Source organism: Paenibacillus sp. Z3-2, from assembly GCF_054161325.1.
In genome coordinates this window covers 5229393-5246774 of sequence record NZ_CP096397.1, presented here as the reverse complement: position 1 = coordinate 5246774, position 17382 = coordinate 5229393, and the positions used below count along the sequence as shown (strand labels likewise).

14 protein-coding genes and 1 pseudogene are annotated in these 17382 nt (G+C 44.5%); 10 read left to right on the top strand and 5 right to left on the bottom strand.

The window, feature by feature from the left end; translation table 11 throughout:
- Nucleotides 1-11: 11 nt before the first annotated feature.
- The 6 genes and pseudogenes from wecB to M1D71_RS23445 all read left to right on the top strand — a co-directional run bounded on the left by wecB (nucleotide 12) and on the right by M1D71_RS23445 (nucleotide 6268).
- Nucleotides 12-1103, top strand: a complete 1092-nt coding sequence (gene wecB, locus M1D71_RS23470) for a non-hydrolyzing UDP-N-acetylglucosamine 2-epimerase (protein ID WP_458123905.1) — start codon at nucleotides 12-14, stop codon at nucleotides 1101-1103.
- On the top strand, nucleotides 1096-2082 hold the full coding sequence (locus tag M1D71_RS23465; RefSeq protein ID WP_458123904.1) for a polysaccharide biosynthesis protein: 987 nt from the start codon (nucleotides 1096-1098) through the stop codon (nucleotides 2080-2082). Before wecB ends, M1D71_RS23465 begins: the two co-directional genes overlap by 8 nt.
- The gene (locus M1D71_RS23460) at nucleotides 2079-2906 is read left to right on the top strand and encodes a dTDP-4-dehydrorhamnose reductase family protein (RefSeq protein ID WP_458123903.1); all 828 of its coding nucleotides are present in this window, start codon (nucleotides 2079-2081) and stop codon (nucleotides 2904-2906) included. Before M1D71_RS23465 ends, M1D71_RS23460 begins: the two co-directional genes overlap by 4 nt.
- The gene (locus M1D71_RS23455; RefSeq protein WP_458123902.1) at nucleotides 2888-3829 is read left to right on the top strand and encodes an NAD-dependent epimerase/dehydratase family protein; all 942 of its coding nucleotides are present in this window, start codon (nucleotides 2888-2890) and stop codon (nucleotides 3827-3829) included. The genes M1D71_RS23460 and M1D71_RS23455 overlap by 19 nt, the downstream gene beginning before the upstream one ends.
- On the top strand, nucleotides 3826-4542 hold the full coding sequence (locus M1D71_RS23450; protein WP_458123901.1) for a glycosyltransferase: 717 nt from the start codon (nucleotides 3826-3828) through the stop codon (nucleotides 4540-4542). Before M1D71_RS23455 ends, M1D71_RS23450 begins: the two co-directional genes overlap by 4 nt.
- 587 nt (nucleotides 4543-5129) lie before the next feature.
- Nucleotides 5130-6268, top strand: a pseudogene (locus tag M1D71_RS23445) (IS3 family transposase).
- 415 nt (nucleotides 6269-6683) lie between these two features.
- Here M1D71_RS23445 and M1D71_RS23440 read toward each other — a convergent pair.
- Nucleotides 6684-8399, bottom strand: a complete 1716-nt coding sequence (locus tag M1D71_RS23440; RefSeq protein ID WP_458123900.1) for an ABC transporter ATP-binding protein — start codon at nucleotides 8397-8399, stop codon at nucleotides 6684-6686.
- A 1215-nt stretch (nucleotides 8400-9614) separates the two neighbouring features.
- On the opposite strand from M1D71_RS23440, the gene M1D71_RS23435 reads away from it, so the two are divergent.
- Entirely contained in the window at nucleotides 9615-10331 is a 717-nt protein-coding gene (locus M1D71_RS23435; RefSeq protein WP_458123899.1) for a glycosyltransferase, read from the top strand.
- A 158-nt stretch (nucleotides 10332-10489) separates the two neighbouring features.
- Here the strand turns inward: M1D71_RS23435 and M1D71_RS23430 are convergent, their stop codons facing one another.
- Entirely contained in the window at nucleotides 10490-11377 is an 888-nt protein-coding gene (locus M1D71_RS23430) for a putative RNA methyltransferase (protein WP_458123898.1), read from the bottom strand.
- A gap of 322 nt (nucleotides 11378-11699) precedes the next feature.
- On the opposite strand from M1D71_RS23430, the gene M1D71_RS23425 reads away from it, so the two are divergent.
- Nucleotides 11700-12230 carry a GNAT family N-acetyltransferase gene (locus tag M1D71_RS23425; RefSeq protein ID WP_458123897.1) on the top strand — a complete coding sequence of 177 codons (531 nt, stop codon included), beginning with the start codon at nucleotides 11700-11702 and terminating at the stop codon, nucleotides 12228-12230.
- 262 nt (nucleotides 12231-12492) lie between these two features.
- On the opposite strand, the gene M1D71_RS23420 is transcribed toward M1D71_RS23425, so the two are convergent.
- Nucleotides 12493-12663, bottom strand: a complete 171-nt coding sequence (locus M1D71_RS23420; RefSeq protein WP_458123896.1) for a hypothetical protein — start codon at nucleotides 12661-12663, stop codon at nucleotides 12493-12495.
- Complete coding sequence (locus M1D71_RS23415; protein ID WP_458123895.1) at nucleotides 12660-13898, bottom strand: glycosyltransferase family 4 protein; 1239 nt, start codon at nucleotides 13896-13898, stop codon at nucleotides 12660-12662. Before M1D71_RS23415 ends, M1D71_RS23420 begins: the two co-directional genes overlap by 4 nt.
- A 184-nt stretch (nucleotides 13899-14082) precedes the next feature.
- On the opposite strand from M1D71_RS23415, the gene M1D71_RS23410 reads away from it, so the two are divergent.
- Both M1D71_RS23410 and M1D71_RS23405 read left to right on the top strand, forming a co-directional pair.
- Complete coding sequence (locus M1D71_RS23410) at nucleotides 14083-14442, top strand: hypothetical protein (protein ID WP_458123894.1); 360 nt, start codon at nucleotides 14083-14085, stop codon at nucleotides 14440-14442.
- Nucleotides 14443-14705: 263 nt separating this feature from the next.
- A complete protein-coding gene (locus tag M1D71_RS23405; RefSeq protein WP_458123893.1) occupies nucleotides 14706-16187 on the top strand; it encodes a DHA2 family efflux MFS transporter permease subunit in 1482 nt (493 codons plus the stop codon).
- A gap of 59 nt (nucleotides 16188-16246) precedes the next feature.
- On the opposite strand, the gene M1D71_RS23400 is transcribed toward M1D71_RS23405, so the two are convergent.
- Nucleotides 16247-17320, bottom strand: coding sequence for a glycosyltransferase family 4 protein (locus M1D71_RS23400; RefSeq protein ID WP_458123892.1), 1074 nt, complete (start codon nucleotides 17318-17320; stop codon nucleotides 16247-16249).
- Nucleotides 17321-17382 lie beyond the last annotated feature (62 nt).

Genomic DNA, 17382 nt, shown 5'->3' with positions numbered 1-17382 from the left:
CAGGGATTACGATGAAGATCATGACGGTGCTGGGTACGAGACCTGAGATCATACGACTCAGCCTGATCATTTCCAAGCTGGACCAGTACGCGTCCAACCATATTCTGGTACACACGGGACAGAACTTCACGGAAAGTCTCAGCGGTCTTTTTTTCAAGGAAATGGGCCTGCGTGCACCGGATTACGTTCTCCAGGATGAAGCGGCCTCCCTGGGACGGCAGCTGTCCTCGATGTTTACACAGATGGAAGATCTGATATTACAGGAGAAGCCCGATAAATTACTGCTGCTCGGAGATACCAATAGCGCATTGTGTGCTGTGCTGGCTGAGCGCATGGGCGTTCCTGTTATTCATATGGAAGCAGGCAATCGATGCTTCGACCTGGATGTGCCTGAGGAGAAGAATCGCAAGGTGATTGATGCTATCTCCACCATTAATATGCCTTACACGGAACAGAGCAAGAAACATCTGGTTAGCGAAGGGGTGCCCAGCAGGCGGATCGTGCTCACGGGCAATCCCATCTATGAAGTGATGCAGCACTATGACGCACAGGTAAGCTCCAGCAAAATACTCAAGAAGCTCAAGCTGAAGTCCGGGCAATACTTTTTGGTTACTGCCCATCGGGCTGAGAATGTGGATCACCCTCCTCATTTGCTGGAGATTATGAAAGGACTGAACCAGGTCGCTGAGGAACATGGGTTGCGTGTGATCTGTAGCATTCATCCACGAACAGCGATCCGGATTGCGGAACATTTGCAACTGGAGATGAACCCGCTGGTGGAGTTTCATGAGCCGTTTGGATTCTTCGACTTTGTAATGCTCGAACGTCATGCTCGCTGTGCACTCACGGATAGCGGTACCGTGCAGGAGGAGTGCTGCATTATGGGTGTACCGACCGTGACCATGCGTCGAACGACAGAACGCCCGGAAACAGTAGATTGCGGTAGCAATGTGGTCTCCGGTCTGGATGCGGCACGTATCGCCGATTGTGTGAAGGTCATGACTCAGATGTCTAACGATTGGGACTGCCCGCAAGGTTACAAAGCAACAGACGTATCCAGTAAAGTGGTTAAATTTCTGCTTGGAGGGAAAATGCATGTTTGAAAATAAGCGTATACTCGTGACTGGCGGTACGGGATCATGGGGTTATGAACTTGTGGCTCAACTGCTGCCCCAGCAGCCCAAAGAAATTATTGTGTATTCCCGGAACGAGTCCAGCCAAGTGGCCATGAGTCGTGAATTTGAAGACTCGCGTCTTCATTTCCGGATTGGAGATATCCGTGACAAGGAGGCCTTGACGGCTGCCTGCCAGCATGTGGACTATGTATTCCATCTGGCTGCGCTCAAGCATGTTCCGGTGTGTGAAGATCAGCCGTACGAAGCACTCAAAACCAATGTCATTGGTACACAGAATGTGATCGAGGCGGCTATTGAAAACAGGGTGAAAAAGGTTATCTATATCTCGACTGACAAGGCTGCCAATCCGTCCAACTTCTATGGAATGACAAAGGCCATCGGCGAGAAATTAATCGTATATGCGAACTTGTTACACAGCGATACCAAGTTTGTTACAGTGCGGGGCGGGAATGTATTGGGAACAAATGGAAGTGTGGTGCATCTGTTCAAAAATCAGATCCGCCAAAAAGGCCAGGTATCCATTACGGATATGAGCATGACTCGATTCTTTCTTACCTTGAAGGACGCGATTACCCTGCTGTTCAAAGCATCGGTGGAGAGTGTCGGTGGAGAGATCTTTGTCATGACGATGCCGACATGCAAAATCGTGGATCTCGCTGAAGTGTTGATTGAGGATTCCGGCGTGGATAACGTGGCCATTGTGGAACGTGGTATTCGCCCAGGTGAGAAAATTCATGAAATACTGATGAGTGAATTCGAGAGCATGACTACCGTTGTTTACGATGAGCAGTACCTGGTCATTCTCCCAACACTCGGTATACCGGGGCTACGTGAACATTACACGAATTGTCCTCCGGTCTCCTTCAACAGCTTCAGTTCAGAACATCAACTGATGACCAAAGAGGAGATTCGTGAAATTCTGAAACGCGGAGGATTCCTGTCATGAAACTGCTGATACTTGGTGGGAACGGAATGGCCGGCCATATTCTGGTCGACTATTTCCGCCGTCAAGGTGTACACAGCGTCTTCTACACAACTCGGGATGTCACGGACCCGAATGGTCTGCTCCTGGATGTGAACGACAGCTTCATGGTCGACCGAATGGTAGAAGCGGTGCACCCGGATGTGGTTATAAATGCAGTAGGTGTATTGAACAGCTTCGCAGATGAGGACAAAATTACCGCATATCATATTAACGGTTTCCTGCCGCATCGTCTGCGGCGGGTTGCGGATACGGTTGGTGCACGTCTGATTCATATCAGCACAGATTGTGTGTTCAGCGGGGACCGGGGAGCATACCGGGAAGATGATGTCACAGACGGGACCTCTGCTTACGCCATCACCAAAGCACTTGGCGAAGTTCAGGATGAAGGCCATCTGACGATCCGTACGTCCATCATTGGACCCGAGATTCGGAAAGGCGGCATTGGTCTGATGCAATGGTTTATGTCCAGGACAGGTGAAGTTGGCGGATATACCCGCGTATTCTGGAACGGTGTGACCACGCTTGAGCTGGCCAAATGGGTAGACCATTACCTGGCTTCATCCGTTAATGGTCTCATCCACCTGGCTCATCCGGTACCTGTGAGCAAGCATGACCTGCTTGTGTTGTTCAAGCAGACCTGGGATAAGCAGGATGTGACGATTGTGCGTGATGACAGTATGGTGCAGGACCGTACGCTGGTGTCCACTCGCGAGGATGTGAAGACAGACCTGCCGGATTATTCTACAATGCTGAAGGAGCTGGCATTATGGATGGAGCAGAGCTGACAGGCAAGAAAGTACTGATCACAGGCGCCTCCGGATTTACCGGGCGACATGCCGTGTCTTATTTTCGGGAAGCAGGTGCAGTGGTTGCAGCGGTAGTCCGGAGACCCGACGTGTATTCATTCGGTAAAGGCGCCCAAGTCCATGTCTGTGATCTGAATGATAAACAGCAAGTGCGTCATCTGATCGACAAGGTGCAACCCGACTATGTGCTGCATCTTGCCGGCAAAAATTCCGTACCTGATTCTTGGGCAGATCCATTGTTGGTTCTGGAGACCAATGTAATGGCCGTTCTGTATTTACTGGATGCGCTTCGCAGTTGTCCGGCAGCACGCACCGTTATTGTGGGATCAAGGTTAAAATATACGCCGGAACCCGGCCGGATTCCCCAGCCTCCGCATCCGTACAGTCTCAGCAAAGCACTGGAAGAGATGGTGTCTTTGTCCTGGATGTCGCTCTTCGGACAACAAATTATGTTGGCGGAGCCGGGCAATCTAATCGGAGCCGGTCCATCCACAGGTATCTGTTCACTGCTTGCACGTCATATTGTTGCCTGTGAGCAGGCGGGCAAAACCGAGGCATTCCGCCTGTCCGGGCGAGATAGTACTCGTGACTTTCTGGATGTGCGGGATGCCGTCAGGGCATATGCGACTCTCTTGGTACAAGGAACCAGTGGTACGGTATATCCTGTGGTGTCCGGAGTCGAGCGCAGTCTTGGTGAAATTGCAGATCTGCTGTTGTCCATGACAGAAGCAGAAGTCCCTGTTCGCTGGGATGGAGCGTCTTCCGGTCCGGATGGTGCGGGGAAACAGGAGGAATTATCATTGCTGCGCAAGATAGGCTGGCTGCCGCTGATTCCATTTGCCACATCGCTACAGGATATTCTGAATGATGTTCGTGCCCAGCAAGGGAGGACGCCAAGTTGAGTCCAAGAGTGTCCATTGTGATTCCGTTCTACAACTGCCCTTACGTGCCACAGGCGATTCAGAGTGCACTGAACCAGACGTATCCCGATGTGGAGATCGTTGTCGTGAACGACGGCGCTACCCGGCACGCGGAGTTGCTTCAGCCCTATCTTCCATATATTAATGTGCTTGGCAAAAGCAATGGAGGTACAGCTTCGGCACTTAATCATGGCATCCGCCATGCCTCTGGTGAATATGTGGTTTGGCTTAGTTCGGATGATTATCTGTACCCTGATAAAATCCGGTATCAGCTTGCGTTTATGCAACGCGAGAATGTGCTGGTTTCTCATACGAATTTTCATTACATCAATGAACATTCTGCCGTGACCAAGTTGAACGGAGGAGCTGAACCGATGGCCGATCTGGATTGGCTGCGATTGTTCGTTAACGGCAATCCGGTCAACGGTTGTACCGTCATGATCCGCAAGGATCTGTTCAGCGGGGTAGGTCTGTTCGATGAGCTGCTGCCATATACGCACGATTTGGATCTCTGGCTGCGTATTCTTCTGAACGGTCATCGTTTTCCTTACCTGAACGAGCCACTTACTGCGTATCGTTGGCATGGAGGAATGGGATCAGTTCGTCATGCGGATGTCATCGGCAGAGAGGCATCCATGGTATGGTCCAGATATCGTGAACCGTTATTGCAGCGTATAGCGGCGCTTGGCGGGTAGCGTAGGAGGGCAGTTATGAGGCCGCAAGATGGCTGATTAACGCCCTCTTTGCGCAGCAATTTTGTCAAAGATAATGATGCTAAAGAGGGATACTTAATTGTGCTATCATAATTAGTGAGAATGTACTTATAATTAATAAGAGAACTATTGCAAATTTACTGATAAATATATAGTTATGTATTTTTATGCCGTTTTCCACTTTATAAGTATTTTGATGATTTTATTGATATGGCTAAAAGACTCACTATCTGCGTTGAGCATGATCAAGAACATGAGTTCAAAATCATTATGATATTAACATAGAAGTCCGTCATTTTTATAGACAACATAAGAAAACTTACTAAGTCTGTATACTATAATGATGGATTCAAAAGGGTTTATAGTGAGTTTAGGATATAACACGGGGCCACAAGTGCAGCAGAGACAGAGATTAGTCCTAAATGGATTAACTAACTTTTTACTAAGCGACTTGTAGTAGCCTATTTGTGGGATTTCACTGGTGTAAAGGTTCAGTCTCATCTCCTCAGCGATTTAAAAACGAATAGATTTACTCCTCACTTACTGGTAGTATCCCCTCAAGGTAGACAGTGAAAAAAGGCCAAACCTTTATCAATATAGTGAAGAACGAGAAAGAGGCTGTTCGTCTGCGATTGGAAGAAGGTTGGGCGTAACGTCGGATCATGGAGAAGTTTGGTATTAAGGAGTGAGAGCCAGATTATTACTTGGGTACGGAAAAGCCAAAATGGAGAGAGTTTTGAGGATTACCCTGGACGTTGGACGAAGAAGCATTTTAGCAGTGCAGAAGAAGAAAATGCTTATTTGAAAGCGCAGGTAGAATATCTAAAAAAGCCCAATCCGAATTTGCACGGAGAGTGAAGCTGGATTTCGAAGCCCGGTGCCAGTCCATTCAAGAAATAAGCAAGTGGGGACCTGTGGTTTGGTTGTGTAAAAATGCTGAAATTTCTCGTGCAGGGTACTACAAATGGAAGAAGAATGTTGTCCTCAGAGAGAAACGAGCAGATCGGGATGCGGATCTAAAAGCACATTATTTTAGGCATTCACCGGCTTCGTCCTTATTCGGCTACAAACGTATGAGAACCGCGTTAGGAAAGGAAGGCCTCGTGGTGAATCACAAAAAGGTACGCCGCTTAATGAGAGAACTTCAAATTCGTTCCGTGATTCGCAAGAAACGTCCATTTGCTGGCCGGAAACCGTCAGTTCTGTTCCGTAATGTCTTAAATTGGGAATTCTCGGCGGAAGCTCCTGTGCAGAAGCTCGTGACGGATATTACGTATGTCCGGATTGGACATGATTTTGCTTATCTATCGGTTGTGATGGATCTGTACAACAACGAAATTGTAGCCTGGGAATTCTCCGGGCGAAATGACTTAAAAATCGTTATGGACACAGGGAAGAAACTGAAATGTGGACCTACCTTGCTCCATTCGGACCAAGGGTTTCAGTATACAACACAGAGTTATGCCAAATTGCTTGAAGAGAAGAAGCTAATAGGAAGCCATTCTCGGCGTGGAAACTGTTATGACAATGCCTGTATTGAGTCGTTCTCCCATTTGAAGACGGAGAAGTTATATTTGGAGAAGCCTCAAAATCTGGAACAAGCAAGGACCCAAATTATGGAGTATATTTCGTTTTACAACAAGGAACGTTTCCAAAACAACTCGGCGACCTCTCCCCGATTGAATTCAGGGAAAAAGTCGCCGCTTAATGAAATTTCTCTTTTTTTATTGTCTACTTGACGGGGCTATGACCATACCGGGCAGTGTTGGATACCGCTTTTTTAAGTGCTCGATATTTGCTCTAAACTCCGCGATGTCTTTCTACGCTCGCGAACTTCGTCTTCGGTCATCCTTCATAAAGTATCTTGCTCAAATGGCTATCCTTTCCGATAACGCTTCACTCATACTTCGACTTGTATCTTATTTCGAATCTTAATTTTCCTGGATACCTTAGGTTACCAGTTTAACGCCTTACATTGTCAACTGCTCATGAGTATGAGAAATAAAGGAATATCAAGCTATTGATCCCAGGAGTTAAGAGTTAAAATAAAGACAACTAAATGCCTAAGAACAGTGCTGTAGAAAAAAACTACTTGAGCACTGTCCGCATACTCAATTATGAGTTTAGTTTGCTGTTACTAAGTTTTTGTTGTACAAATTAAAGTAGTGTGTCTGTCTTTTCAGCAATTCATCATGGTTACCACTTTCGACGATTCGACCGTCCTTCATAACAAGAATCCGGTCTGCATTTTGAATGGTAGATAATCGGTGTGCAATGACTAAGGTTGTCTTTCCAATCATCATTCTATTCAATGCTTCCTGAACAAGGCGCTCCGACTCATTATCTAAAGATGCCGTAGCTTCATCTAAAAGTAAGATCGGTGCATTACGAAGAAATGCTCGTGCTATAGCAATGCGTTGCTTCTGGCCACCTGAGAGGTTTGAGCCTCTTTCACCAACTTCAGTTTGGAAGCCATCTGTCAAGTTAGTGATGAATTCATAAGCATTTGCATGAATTGCTACCTGAACTATTTCTTCCTCTGTAGCATTCGGATTTCCATAGATGATGTTTTCAAGAATAGTTCCGGAAAAAAGGTAAGGCTCCTGAGGTACCATAGAGAAGTATCTTCGGATGTCTTCCTCACTCAAGTTTTCATAAGAATGGCCATCCACTGAAATAGTTCCTTTTGAAGTTGAATATAAGTTTAGTAATAGTTTGAATAAGGTAGATTTCCCGCTCCCACTTGGCCCAACAATGGCGACAAACTCACCTCTGTTAATATTAAAGGATAAGTCTTGTATTACAGATTCATTATCGTATTCAAAGTGAACTTGATGTATTTTTAAATTGTTAAACGAACTATGGACTGATTTCGCATCTTGTGGTGCGCTTGATTGTTCTGGTGATCCGTCCAAAATTTCAGAAATTCTGTCTGCAGCTCCCATAGCATACTGAAAATATCCCCAAATGCCTGAGAATGCTATGAAGGGCATAATTAAGTAATTCATAAGTTGGGTAAAAGCGAGTAAGCTTCCTATAGTCATATCGCCTTGAGAAACGAAATATGCACCAAGAATGAATGCAACAAGGAATGCAATGTTTGCTACGACTTGTGTAGTGGAGTCTAATGCGCCTCTCATTCTACCGTTTTTAAGTTCCAATTTAAATATTGTCTCTGCTTGTTTCACGAATTTTTTATGGAAAGTGTTTTCTAGTGCAAAAGTTTTGAAGATAATACTTGATCCCAGAACATCCTGTAAAAAACTAGAAGTCTGCCCGTTTTGATTTTGTAAATCGTTAGAAAGTCTTCTCATAGCTCTACCGAAAACGATTGCAACAGCTAAAGTGAGAGGGCTAATCAATAAGCATATAATCGCAAGCTTCCAGTTTATCGAAACTAAATAGATAAAAGAAAAGATAGCAAGAAGAGGGTTCTTAATTAGTTCTATAAGTGTATTCCCAAGAGCATCACCTACCATTGAATTGTCATTGGTCAGTCGAGTAACCAATTGTCCAGAATGATTTTTATCATAAAAAGATTGTTTTAATTGAAGAAGTGTGCTCATTGTCTTTTTCTTGAGATCGTTTCGGATCATACTGGCCACTTTAGCTTTTAAATATGTATCAGCATATGCATTAAAACCGAGTACAGCTAGAATAATACATCCTGCATAAATCATGAACATCAATTGTGAGGAGTCTTGTAATATGGCCGCATCAGTTATTCTCGAGATAAACCAAGCAAAGGATAAATTTAGTGCAATGCCGACAAGCATTGTAAGGGCTAAGGGTACATAGAGATACCAGTACTGTTTTAAATACGCTCCAATAAATTTCATAGTGGTTCACCTCTTTTAAAATTGATTAAGTTTCAGATGAGTTACAGGAAATTATTATTTTTTATTGTATCCAATGTAGCGCTTTACTAGCGGGCTAGCTTAGATCTACCCCAAATATTCTATTTTCACTGTTTCGAGTGTTGTTCTGGGTAACATCCAGTTCGAAAATTGAGCATTCCTATTAATCTCCAGACTTTGATTTGTGGTGCACTACTCTACTAGTTCAGATTGTTTATAATTAAATTGCAGCAAGGACCCTACTGGACATCTGGTTGGATATATGCGTTGAAGTTAGATTTCGCACCGAAGTTTAATGAGAGCGGTTCGATTTGAGTAAAATCCTTGTCGACCAGAAGATCAATGTAACAGAGATAAACAATATCAATATTAATCGTGATCTTCTCTATTTATCAATATTGTTCATTTTTGAATTAATTCCTCACCACGGTTTCTATATTGAAATAATCATTCAAAATCTATCTATGAATGCTTAAAACACAATCATCAAACATCCGTGTACCACCCAAGTAGATTATATGTAAAAGAGAATCGAAACTCAAGATCGATAGACTATGTCTTTTTTAGGAATTGTAGGATTTTTTTTAGATTATACTGTTAAATATACATGAGGTTGGACTAATGCAAAATATGTGGTAGGAATGGGGAGGCGAGACATGTTGTACCAAAAATAGCATTAAAGATTTTAGAAGGTAGGTTTAAATGTGTGCTTTCTAGAATTTAGAAATATATTATTGTTGTTTCTATGAAATCGTTAACTTTATATAAAATGTTACCATAACTGTCATATATGATATGACTAATCATTATTCAAGCAAAAAAATAAAATATTGTATATCGGGCAGCTTACCAATTTTTGATAATGTCGAGGAATCAAATCTGGTAGTTTTAAGATTGAAGTCTTTGAATTTCTAAAATATCTCTGTTAAAAAGACTGGAGCGTGATTTGGTTGTATATAAACTTAAATTCCAAAAGTATCGACGAATGTTGCGAGAAAAGGCGATATAACTATAAGGCTTTTGCAGTTTTCCCACTAATTTTTGAAAGTCAGAAATGATTTTTTAACATTAGTCATGACAGCTACTTAAATGTGCTTATACAGCACTACAGATGTCCGATACCGATTGAAACGTTCTTCATATAATAGAGAAAAAGCAATGGCTGTGCAGAGACAAGCGGAGGAAGGGGAGGCCCGAATGGAGCCGAAAGTATCGATCGTCATTCCTTTTTATAATTGTGCGTATATCGAGCAGGCTGTTCACAGTGCCATTCACCAGACGTATCCGCATATTGAAGTCATCGTGGTGGATGATGGGTCAACGGAGCACGTGGAGAAGCTACAACCATTCAAGGATTCTATCTGCTATATTCGCAAAGAAAACGGTGGAACCGCAACAGCATTGAACGAGGGGATCAAGCAGGCGACAGGGGAATATTTTGTCTGGCTCAGTTCAGATGATGTCATGCTGCTGGATCGGGTGGAGAAGCAACTGAAGTTTATGCGCGAGGCCAAGGCTTCATTCTGTCACGGTGCCTACCATTATGTGAATGAAAACAGTGAGTGGTTGGATACAGTGCAGCCTGAAGTGGGGAGCCGTCTGGAGATGTTGCAGGTACTGCTCGAAGGTTGTCCGATCAACGGCTGTACTGTCATGGTAGAGATGGATGCATTTGAGCGGTTTGGCTTGTTCGATACCGATTTTCGCTACACGCATGACTATGAGATGTGGATGAGACTATTTCCGATGTATGAGCTGTTCTATTACAATGAACCGCTGATGTGCTACCGTTTGCATGAGTCGATGGGGACCAAACGCCATTTCAAAGCACTGGTGGCCGAGATGGAGCGGGCTCAGGCGAAGCATCGTCCAACGCTGCTTAATCTGCTGCATGTGGGCGGATATTGGAAGTAAGAATATTTAACCGAGTGCAAATTCCATATTGAATACCGGCGACTTAACTTTGCCAATAATTCATGCTGAAAAAGGAGCAGCCTGCTTATAAACTGCAGACTGCTCATAGATTATAGAACTAACGGTTACCGTTAGTTTAATGAATTAATCATGTGGTGTTAATTTTTCGCCGATCCGATTAGAACTTTAAAGTCCATAGTGACCTGCTTCAGATTCAACTGAAGAACTTTTTCAATGCGCTCTTCAGAAGTCCCCCATGATAATGGCGTCATACCCAACAACGGTTTGATTAATTGTGTATTTAAGTTCACCTGATATTGGATGCTCTCAACATCAATTAAATTGAATTGTTTCTTGAAGTGGTTGATTGTAAGTGAATTGGAATAATTTTGCTTCTTAGACCCCATATAAAGGATTTCTCTTAACTCTTTTAGATAGTCCTGATTAGGCACGACTTTAATCACCAAACCATGATCACTTAATAACCTCTGAAATTCCGAATAATTGGCTGGCGAAAGGATGTTCAAAATGAATTCGAACTTTTGACTTTGAAAGGGGCAGTTTGCAATATCCGTGACACACCAGATAGCATTTGGATGTTCTGCTGCAGCAGAACTAGTTCCCTCTTTAGAAATATCGATTCCTACAGCCAATAGATCCATAGGTTTTGTTCGGTTTATTTCGGTGTGTATGTTATTTAAGTGAGACCCCTCTCCACAACCTGCATCGAGCACCCTTATCGGCTCATTGCTCAAATGGTTATTCATTATAATCTGACTTACCGCACCATATAATGGATTGAATATACCGTCTTTACTGATTAATCTTCTGTACTCAAAAATCTTTTTATCATATTTCGTACGCATACCTCGGGACAATAAGTTTACATATCCTTGCTTTGCTATATCGAAACAGTGATGATTGCTGCATACTAAACTCTGTAAATAGACAACTTGCATTGTTTTTTTACATAACGGACATCTAAATATGTCTTGATGCTTTTCAAGTATTGCAGCACTGATTAACTTTTTACTTTTTTGGAACACAAAGAAGCACCCTCTCATTCATAATAGGTGAATGGAAAAAAGGCACAGTCAAACAAACCCTAGCTATTTTGTCAAAATTGCCGGGTTATGTGATCTGCACCTTACATTACCTATAGCGAATGAATTGGATGATCATGGTCAAACTCTCCTTCATGAAATACATTTTGAACACTATTAGTTTAACATGTTTCGCTTATATAAAAATACTTGCACGAATAATTCCCTGTATAATGAAACGTAATTGTACACAGAAGGGAATGGACTATGCGCAGATATCAATATCTTAAACCTAACTATTAATAAACTGATGGAGGTAAAAGTATTGATTACAGAGTTACACACAGAACGGTTACAATTGCGAAAAATGAAAGTATCGGATTCGGCCAGTTTGTTTAAGATTTGGTCTGATCCGGATGTTACGAAATTTATGAATGTTAGTTGTTTTACGGATGAAAATCAAGCCACGGCAATGATTAATCTTCTGGAGGAGCTTTCTCAGGAAAACAAGGCTATCCGGTTTTCTATCATTGTACAAGAGTCCAATGAAATCATTGGTTCCTGTGGTTATAATTCGCTGGATTTTGAAAATCTAAAAGCAGAGATTGGGTATGACATTGCCAGATCCCACTGGGGGAAAGGATACGCTACAGAAGCGATCTTTTCTTTGTTAACTCACGCATTCTCGACTTTGAAGCTGAATCGAATTGAAGCAAAGGTTGATCCCGAGAATGTGAATTCGATCAAGCTTTTACAGAAGCTTAATTTTACATTTGAAGGAACACTTAGAGCATACGAGAGGGCGGGCGAAACGTTCAACGATCTGAGTATGTATTCCAAATTGGCAGCAGATTAAAAGCAAATTCTAACGAATCTCAGTCACGTTATCCCTTTGAAAAATGGCTTTCGAGCTGGAAAACTGACCATGATGGACGAAATAACGTCTCTGTGATTCGTTACAAGTCAGACATGCGCAAAAGAAAGCAAATAGCGTGTTCTGGTTCCGTTAGACACATGAAAGTAAATAAGGGGTGTCCCCTGTCATTCTTATGACATATGGGACAGCCCCTTGTTTGGTATTCAGGCATGTTATTTAAACATGGCGTGGTAGTGGAAACTTAATCTTTTGAATTCAGTATCATCATGGATGCAGGATCAGGAAATACGTATCCTTTGGGAAGCTTCTTCATCAGTTCATTCATTGTAGCGTAATCCACGTCAATGTGAGGTGTGGAGACAGGCGTAGAGAACCAGCGATTGTACAAATCACTAGGCACAAGCAGTGTCATATGGAATGCCCTCCTCTATAAATGGCTTCCTGGTAGACATGTAATGTACGAAGTCCCATCTCTTCCAGAGAGCGGTTTTGTTCGGCCCAGGCTTTGGCCGCAGCCCCTACTTGTTTACGGGTAATGTCATCCTCCAGAAGTGCATCCAGCAGTTCACGGAGGGAATCAACGTCCTGCGGAGGAACGACCCATCCTGTACGTCCGGGTTCAACCATCTCAGGCATGCCGGCTGTACCACTGACGATAACGGGTACACCCGCGAGTTGTGCTTCGGTGACGGAGAAAGGTTGCGTGTCCTGCAGACTTGGCTGGACATAAATGTCGGCATGTCGCAGGAAGGAAGGAATATTGTCCAGCTTGCCCCAGAATACAACATCGGCTGAAATACCAGCCGCCGTGGCCTGGGCCCGCAATTCATCAAACAGATTGCCTTCTCCTGCGATCCAGCAGACCCAATCAGAACGTTTACTTTTCAGACTGGCTAAGGCTTTGATTAACACATGAACGCCCTTGATATATTCAAGCCTTCCGGTAAAGGCAATGACTTTCTTGCCGGTGGGTGGTCGCTGGCGGAACTTCGTCGCTGCTAATGCACGGTAGGCCGGTAGATCCACGGCATAAGGGATTATCCGGAACTTCGATTCGGGAACCGCAAGCTCTGTAAGCGTACTCTTGATCCAATGACTGGACACCAGAATGAGCTCAGACAGGGCTGCACTTCGTTCTTCCAATGAGAGAAAGTAACGTCCGCGTTTCGATTGCAAATATGCAGAGAGGGTTAGCTGCGGGTTGGAATTTTGAGCATCATAGAAGGCTTCGCGTGCAAGTGCTCCATGATAACTGGTGACAAGCGGGATATTGCGGTTCAAGATGCGTTTTATGGCGACGGCAGCTACCGGATCTTGCGCATGGATGACATCATAGTGGTCCACCCCCAGATAAGCGGCGGCCATCTCGAAGGCATATCTGTTCAATTCATAATAAGCCAGAAGAGGATCAGCTGTGAATTGTGGCAGATCGGTCGGATTGAGCTTCGCTTGCAGCATAGGCCACACTTTATCCTTGGAGAATGCCCGGTTCAGATTACGAATATATACTTCGTTATTGGCACCATTCGTGCCCATGATATCAACTTCAACACCAAGTGCGATCAGCCTGTCAGCCAGCTGTTTGACATATGTCCATATTCCACCCATATGTGTAAGCTCCCAATACGTAACGAGCAGAACTCTCATAGCTACCTCCTTGTCACGGCCTCCATAGGCCGAGCTTCTATCCTTTTATTCTATGAAAAAAGAGGACCGGAAGGTCGGGCATTTCCGTTTAATTGCTTGGAAATGGGTGAATGCAAATGGCAATGGACGAGAGGAAGCATATCCTATCTACAGGAAGTTTCATGCAATGAAGGAGGGATCTATAGTGGCCGCATATTTACTCGAAATTCATGAGAATCTGCTACAGACTTTTGTTCCCGTGAAATATATTGACGTGGAATTAGCCTATGTTGGCGGAGAGGAAGGGACAGATGTATTTGTTGGTGGGGCCAGTATCCACGGGGAGCTATTCCGACATCTTTTTCATATCGGATCGGGATCGGGGGGAGCGGGTGGTAACCAGGTCATTCATAATCTGGATGTGTCATCCGAGCCTTATGAAATGAGGATCATCAGCAACAGTTCAGCACCGAATCTTCTGGTTATTCGAATGTATTGCAGGAGTATTCACGGTCAGACGTTGGGCATACTGTCAGAATATCAGATGATTAAACTTGCAGATTGATATGGATATCATTGAATAGGCATGATCAGCCAATGTGTGGAACAGGGAAGTACCTGTTCCATTTTTTTGTGGTGCATTCATAGTAGAAAGTTCTAAAAAAATAGCTTGACAGCAAAGGTATTTTCATTAAAATTAGATCAGTGTTAAACGAAAGTTTAAAACGACGGTTTAAAACGATAGTTTGAAATTAGCCGTAAAATATAGGCTGAGCAAGACGCAGAGATAAACCTGTGCTCGGCTGGCTGGAAAAGAGTGTGGAGAACGTGAAAGAACAAACAACAGTATCCCAGGAGCTCGCAGAGTTTTCAATCAAAACGATTATACTGCCACTCCTGGCCATTATCGTCGGAATGATTATGGTCATTCTGGACAGCACGGTGGTGAACGTGGCCATTCCGAATCTGGTTCAATATTTTGAGACAGATCTAAAGACCATTCAATGGACGGTTACGGGTTATACCCTCGCTTTGTCTGCGGTTATTCCACTGGCAGGCTGGTTAACTGACCGGTTTGGTGCCAAAAGAGTATTTCTGTTCACGATTGTCATGTTCACCTTGGGTTCTGTATTATGCTCGATTGCTCAATCGCCTGAACAATTGATCATTTACCGTATCATTCAGGGCCTCGGTGGAGGCATGGTTGCTCCTATTGGTATGGCGATGGTCTTTCGTCTGGCTCCTCCTGAGCGAAGAGGCTCCATCATGGGTATGCTCGGAATTCCCATGCTGCTTGCCCCTGCATTGGGTCCGGTATTGTCCGGTTGGTTTATTGAATCACTGAGCTGGCACTGGATCTTCCTGATCAACTTGCCAATTGGTATTGCAGCTTTCATTCTATGTATCAAGTTCTTGCCTGATACGGATCGTGGACGCACGCCTGCACTGGATCTGCTCGGCATGATTCTGGCTCCAATTGCATTCTCGATGCTCGCTTATGGTGTGAGTGAGGGAGGAACGAGCTGGACATCTGCAACAACACTGACGGGTGTAATTGTGGGTGGTGTAGCGCTCATTTTGTTCATTATTGTAGAATTACGTCATCAAAATCCGTTGCTGGAACTCCGGGTGTTTAAATCATCTGACTTCTCGCGGGGGATTGTTCTCGCATGGGTGTCACAAGTGGCGCTGTTCGGTGCGATGATTCTGATCCCGCTCTATTTGCAGCAGATCAAAGGCTACACTGCACTGGAGACAGGACTCATTCTGCTGCCACAGGCTCTGGCTTCTGGAGTAGGTATGCCGCTTGGCGGTCGATTGTTTGATAAAATTGGTGCGAGACCTTTGGCTTTCGTGGGTCTGGGCATTATCTCGGGTGCATTATTTATTCTGTCCTCCATCACGGCAGAGACAGGTCTTGGTCTGATTATTACGGCTCTGATCATGATGGGCCTGGGTATGGGCTTGTCCATGATGCCGCTCAATACGCATGTATTGAATGCCGCACCACGTAAGTTGGTTGGACGGGTTACGCCGCTCACGGCTGCAGCACAGCAAGTGGTCGTATCCTTCGCAGTTGCAGGGCTTACAGGCTTTCTTACTTCAAGAATCGCAGACAATACAACAAGTACGGAGCCGACGGCTATAGTGCAAGGTCTGGTGGGTGGCTTCAATGATACATTCTTCCTGGCTGCTTGTATTGCATTGTTCGGATGTTTGCTCAGTCTGATCCTGCGCAAACCGAAACCAATGCCGAAGGAAGACCTTCATGGCGACGAGCCTGATCCTGCAATGATGATGGGACACTAAAAATATCAACCCTATTAAGGCAGTTCAGAGCATCCCTCTGAGCTGCCTTTTTGCGATCCTCAATGGAAAATACGCAAGGCGGTCATCATTTCACGGAAAGAAACGGCATACCGATCTGGTGAGAAAGACAAGCTCATATGCTGTCTGCCCTGGATGCGAATATATTCACGCAGTTTCTTGTTGTTCATGAGGTCCATTGCTTCGGAGACAGCTGCCATGACATTGCCAATCGGATAGAACTTTCCAGTCATGTTATGTGTGATAAATGAACGTACACCGTCCGAATCTGTACTGAGTACCGGGCAGCCACAAGAGATGGCTTCAGCGACGGCATAGCCGAACCCTTCAAGTAGGGAAGTGGATAACATGATGCCCCCTGAAGCGGCAATCATGGAATAGAAGGTAGGCATCTGAGAATGGGGAACATTGATGAAGATGCCAATCTTATCTTCAAGCCCGTATTCTGCCAGCATATGCCGGAACATGACTTCATCTTCAGGATTAGCCAGAGTGGGATCGTGGAACAACCATAGTCTGGCTTGCGGATTTTTTTTGATGACTTCACTGGATATGGTTAGGTATTCACGCCAGTTTTTGTTGTGTTCGAGTCGGCCTACCCATGCGAGTACCGGATAGGGTGGGGTATCCACCAAGATCGGGGCAAAGGTGTCCGTATCCAGCATATTGGGAATCACAAACCGATGAAGCCAAGGGCAGATATGAATGAACATATCCAGCAGGTGGTCTGTGGGGGGCAAAACAGCAGCATCGCAGTGGGCTTGAAGGTAAGGTACAGCCATTTGGATGGTTTCCAGAGCCTGGTCGCGCGTTCCAAGTCCTTGGGCTTCAAAAATAATTCGTCCGGTATAACCGAGTCCTCTCAAGCGGCCGGGCATAGCGATATCTGATGTGGCAATGATGGCATCATAATGATGTGTCTGAATTAAATGATGAATATCCTCGTCACTGGACGCGGTGAAAATGGGCGTATCACTGTTGTTTTGTAATCCCGATCCAGTGATGAGATACAATAAGTGCGCTTCTATGCCATGACGTTTCAGAACGGCGGTGCGTAGTCGATTTAACGTATCCACGCCACCGCTTGGAACATAAAACGTGAATAATACTTTCACACGATTCACCCTCTGACTTTTGGTCAGGAGCACATTCTCCTGTACTCTATGGTACGTTGGCT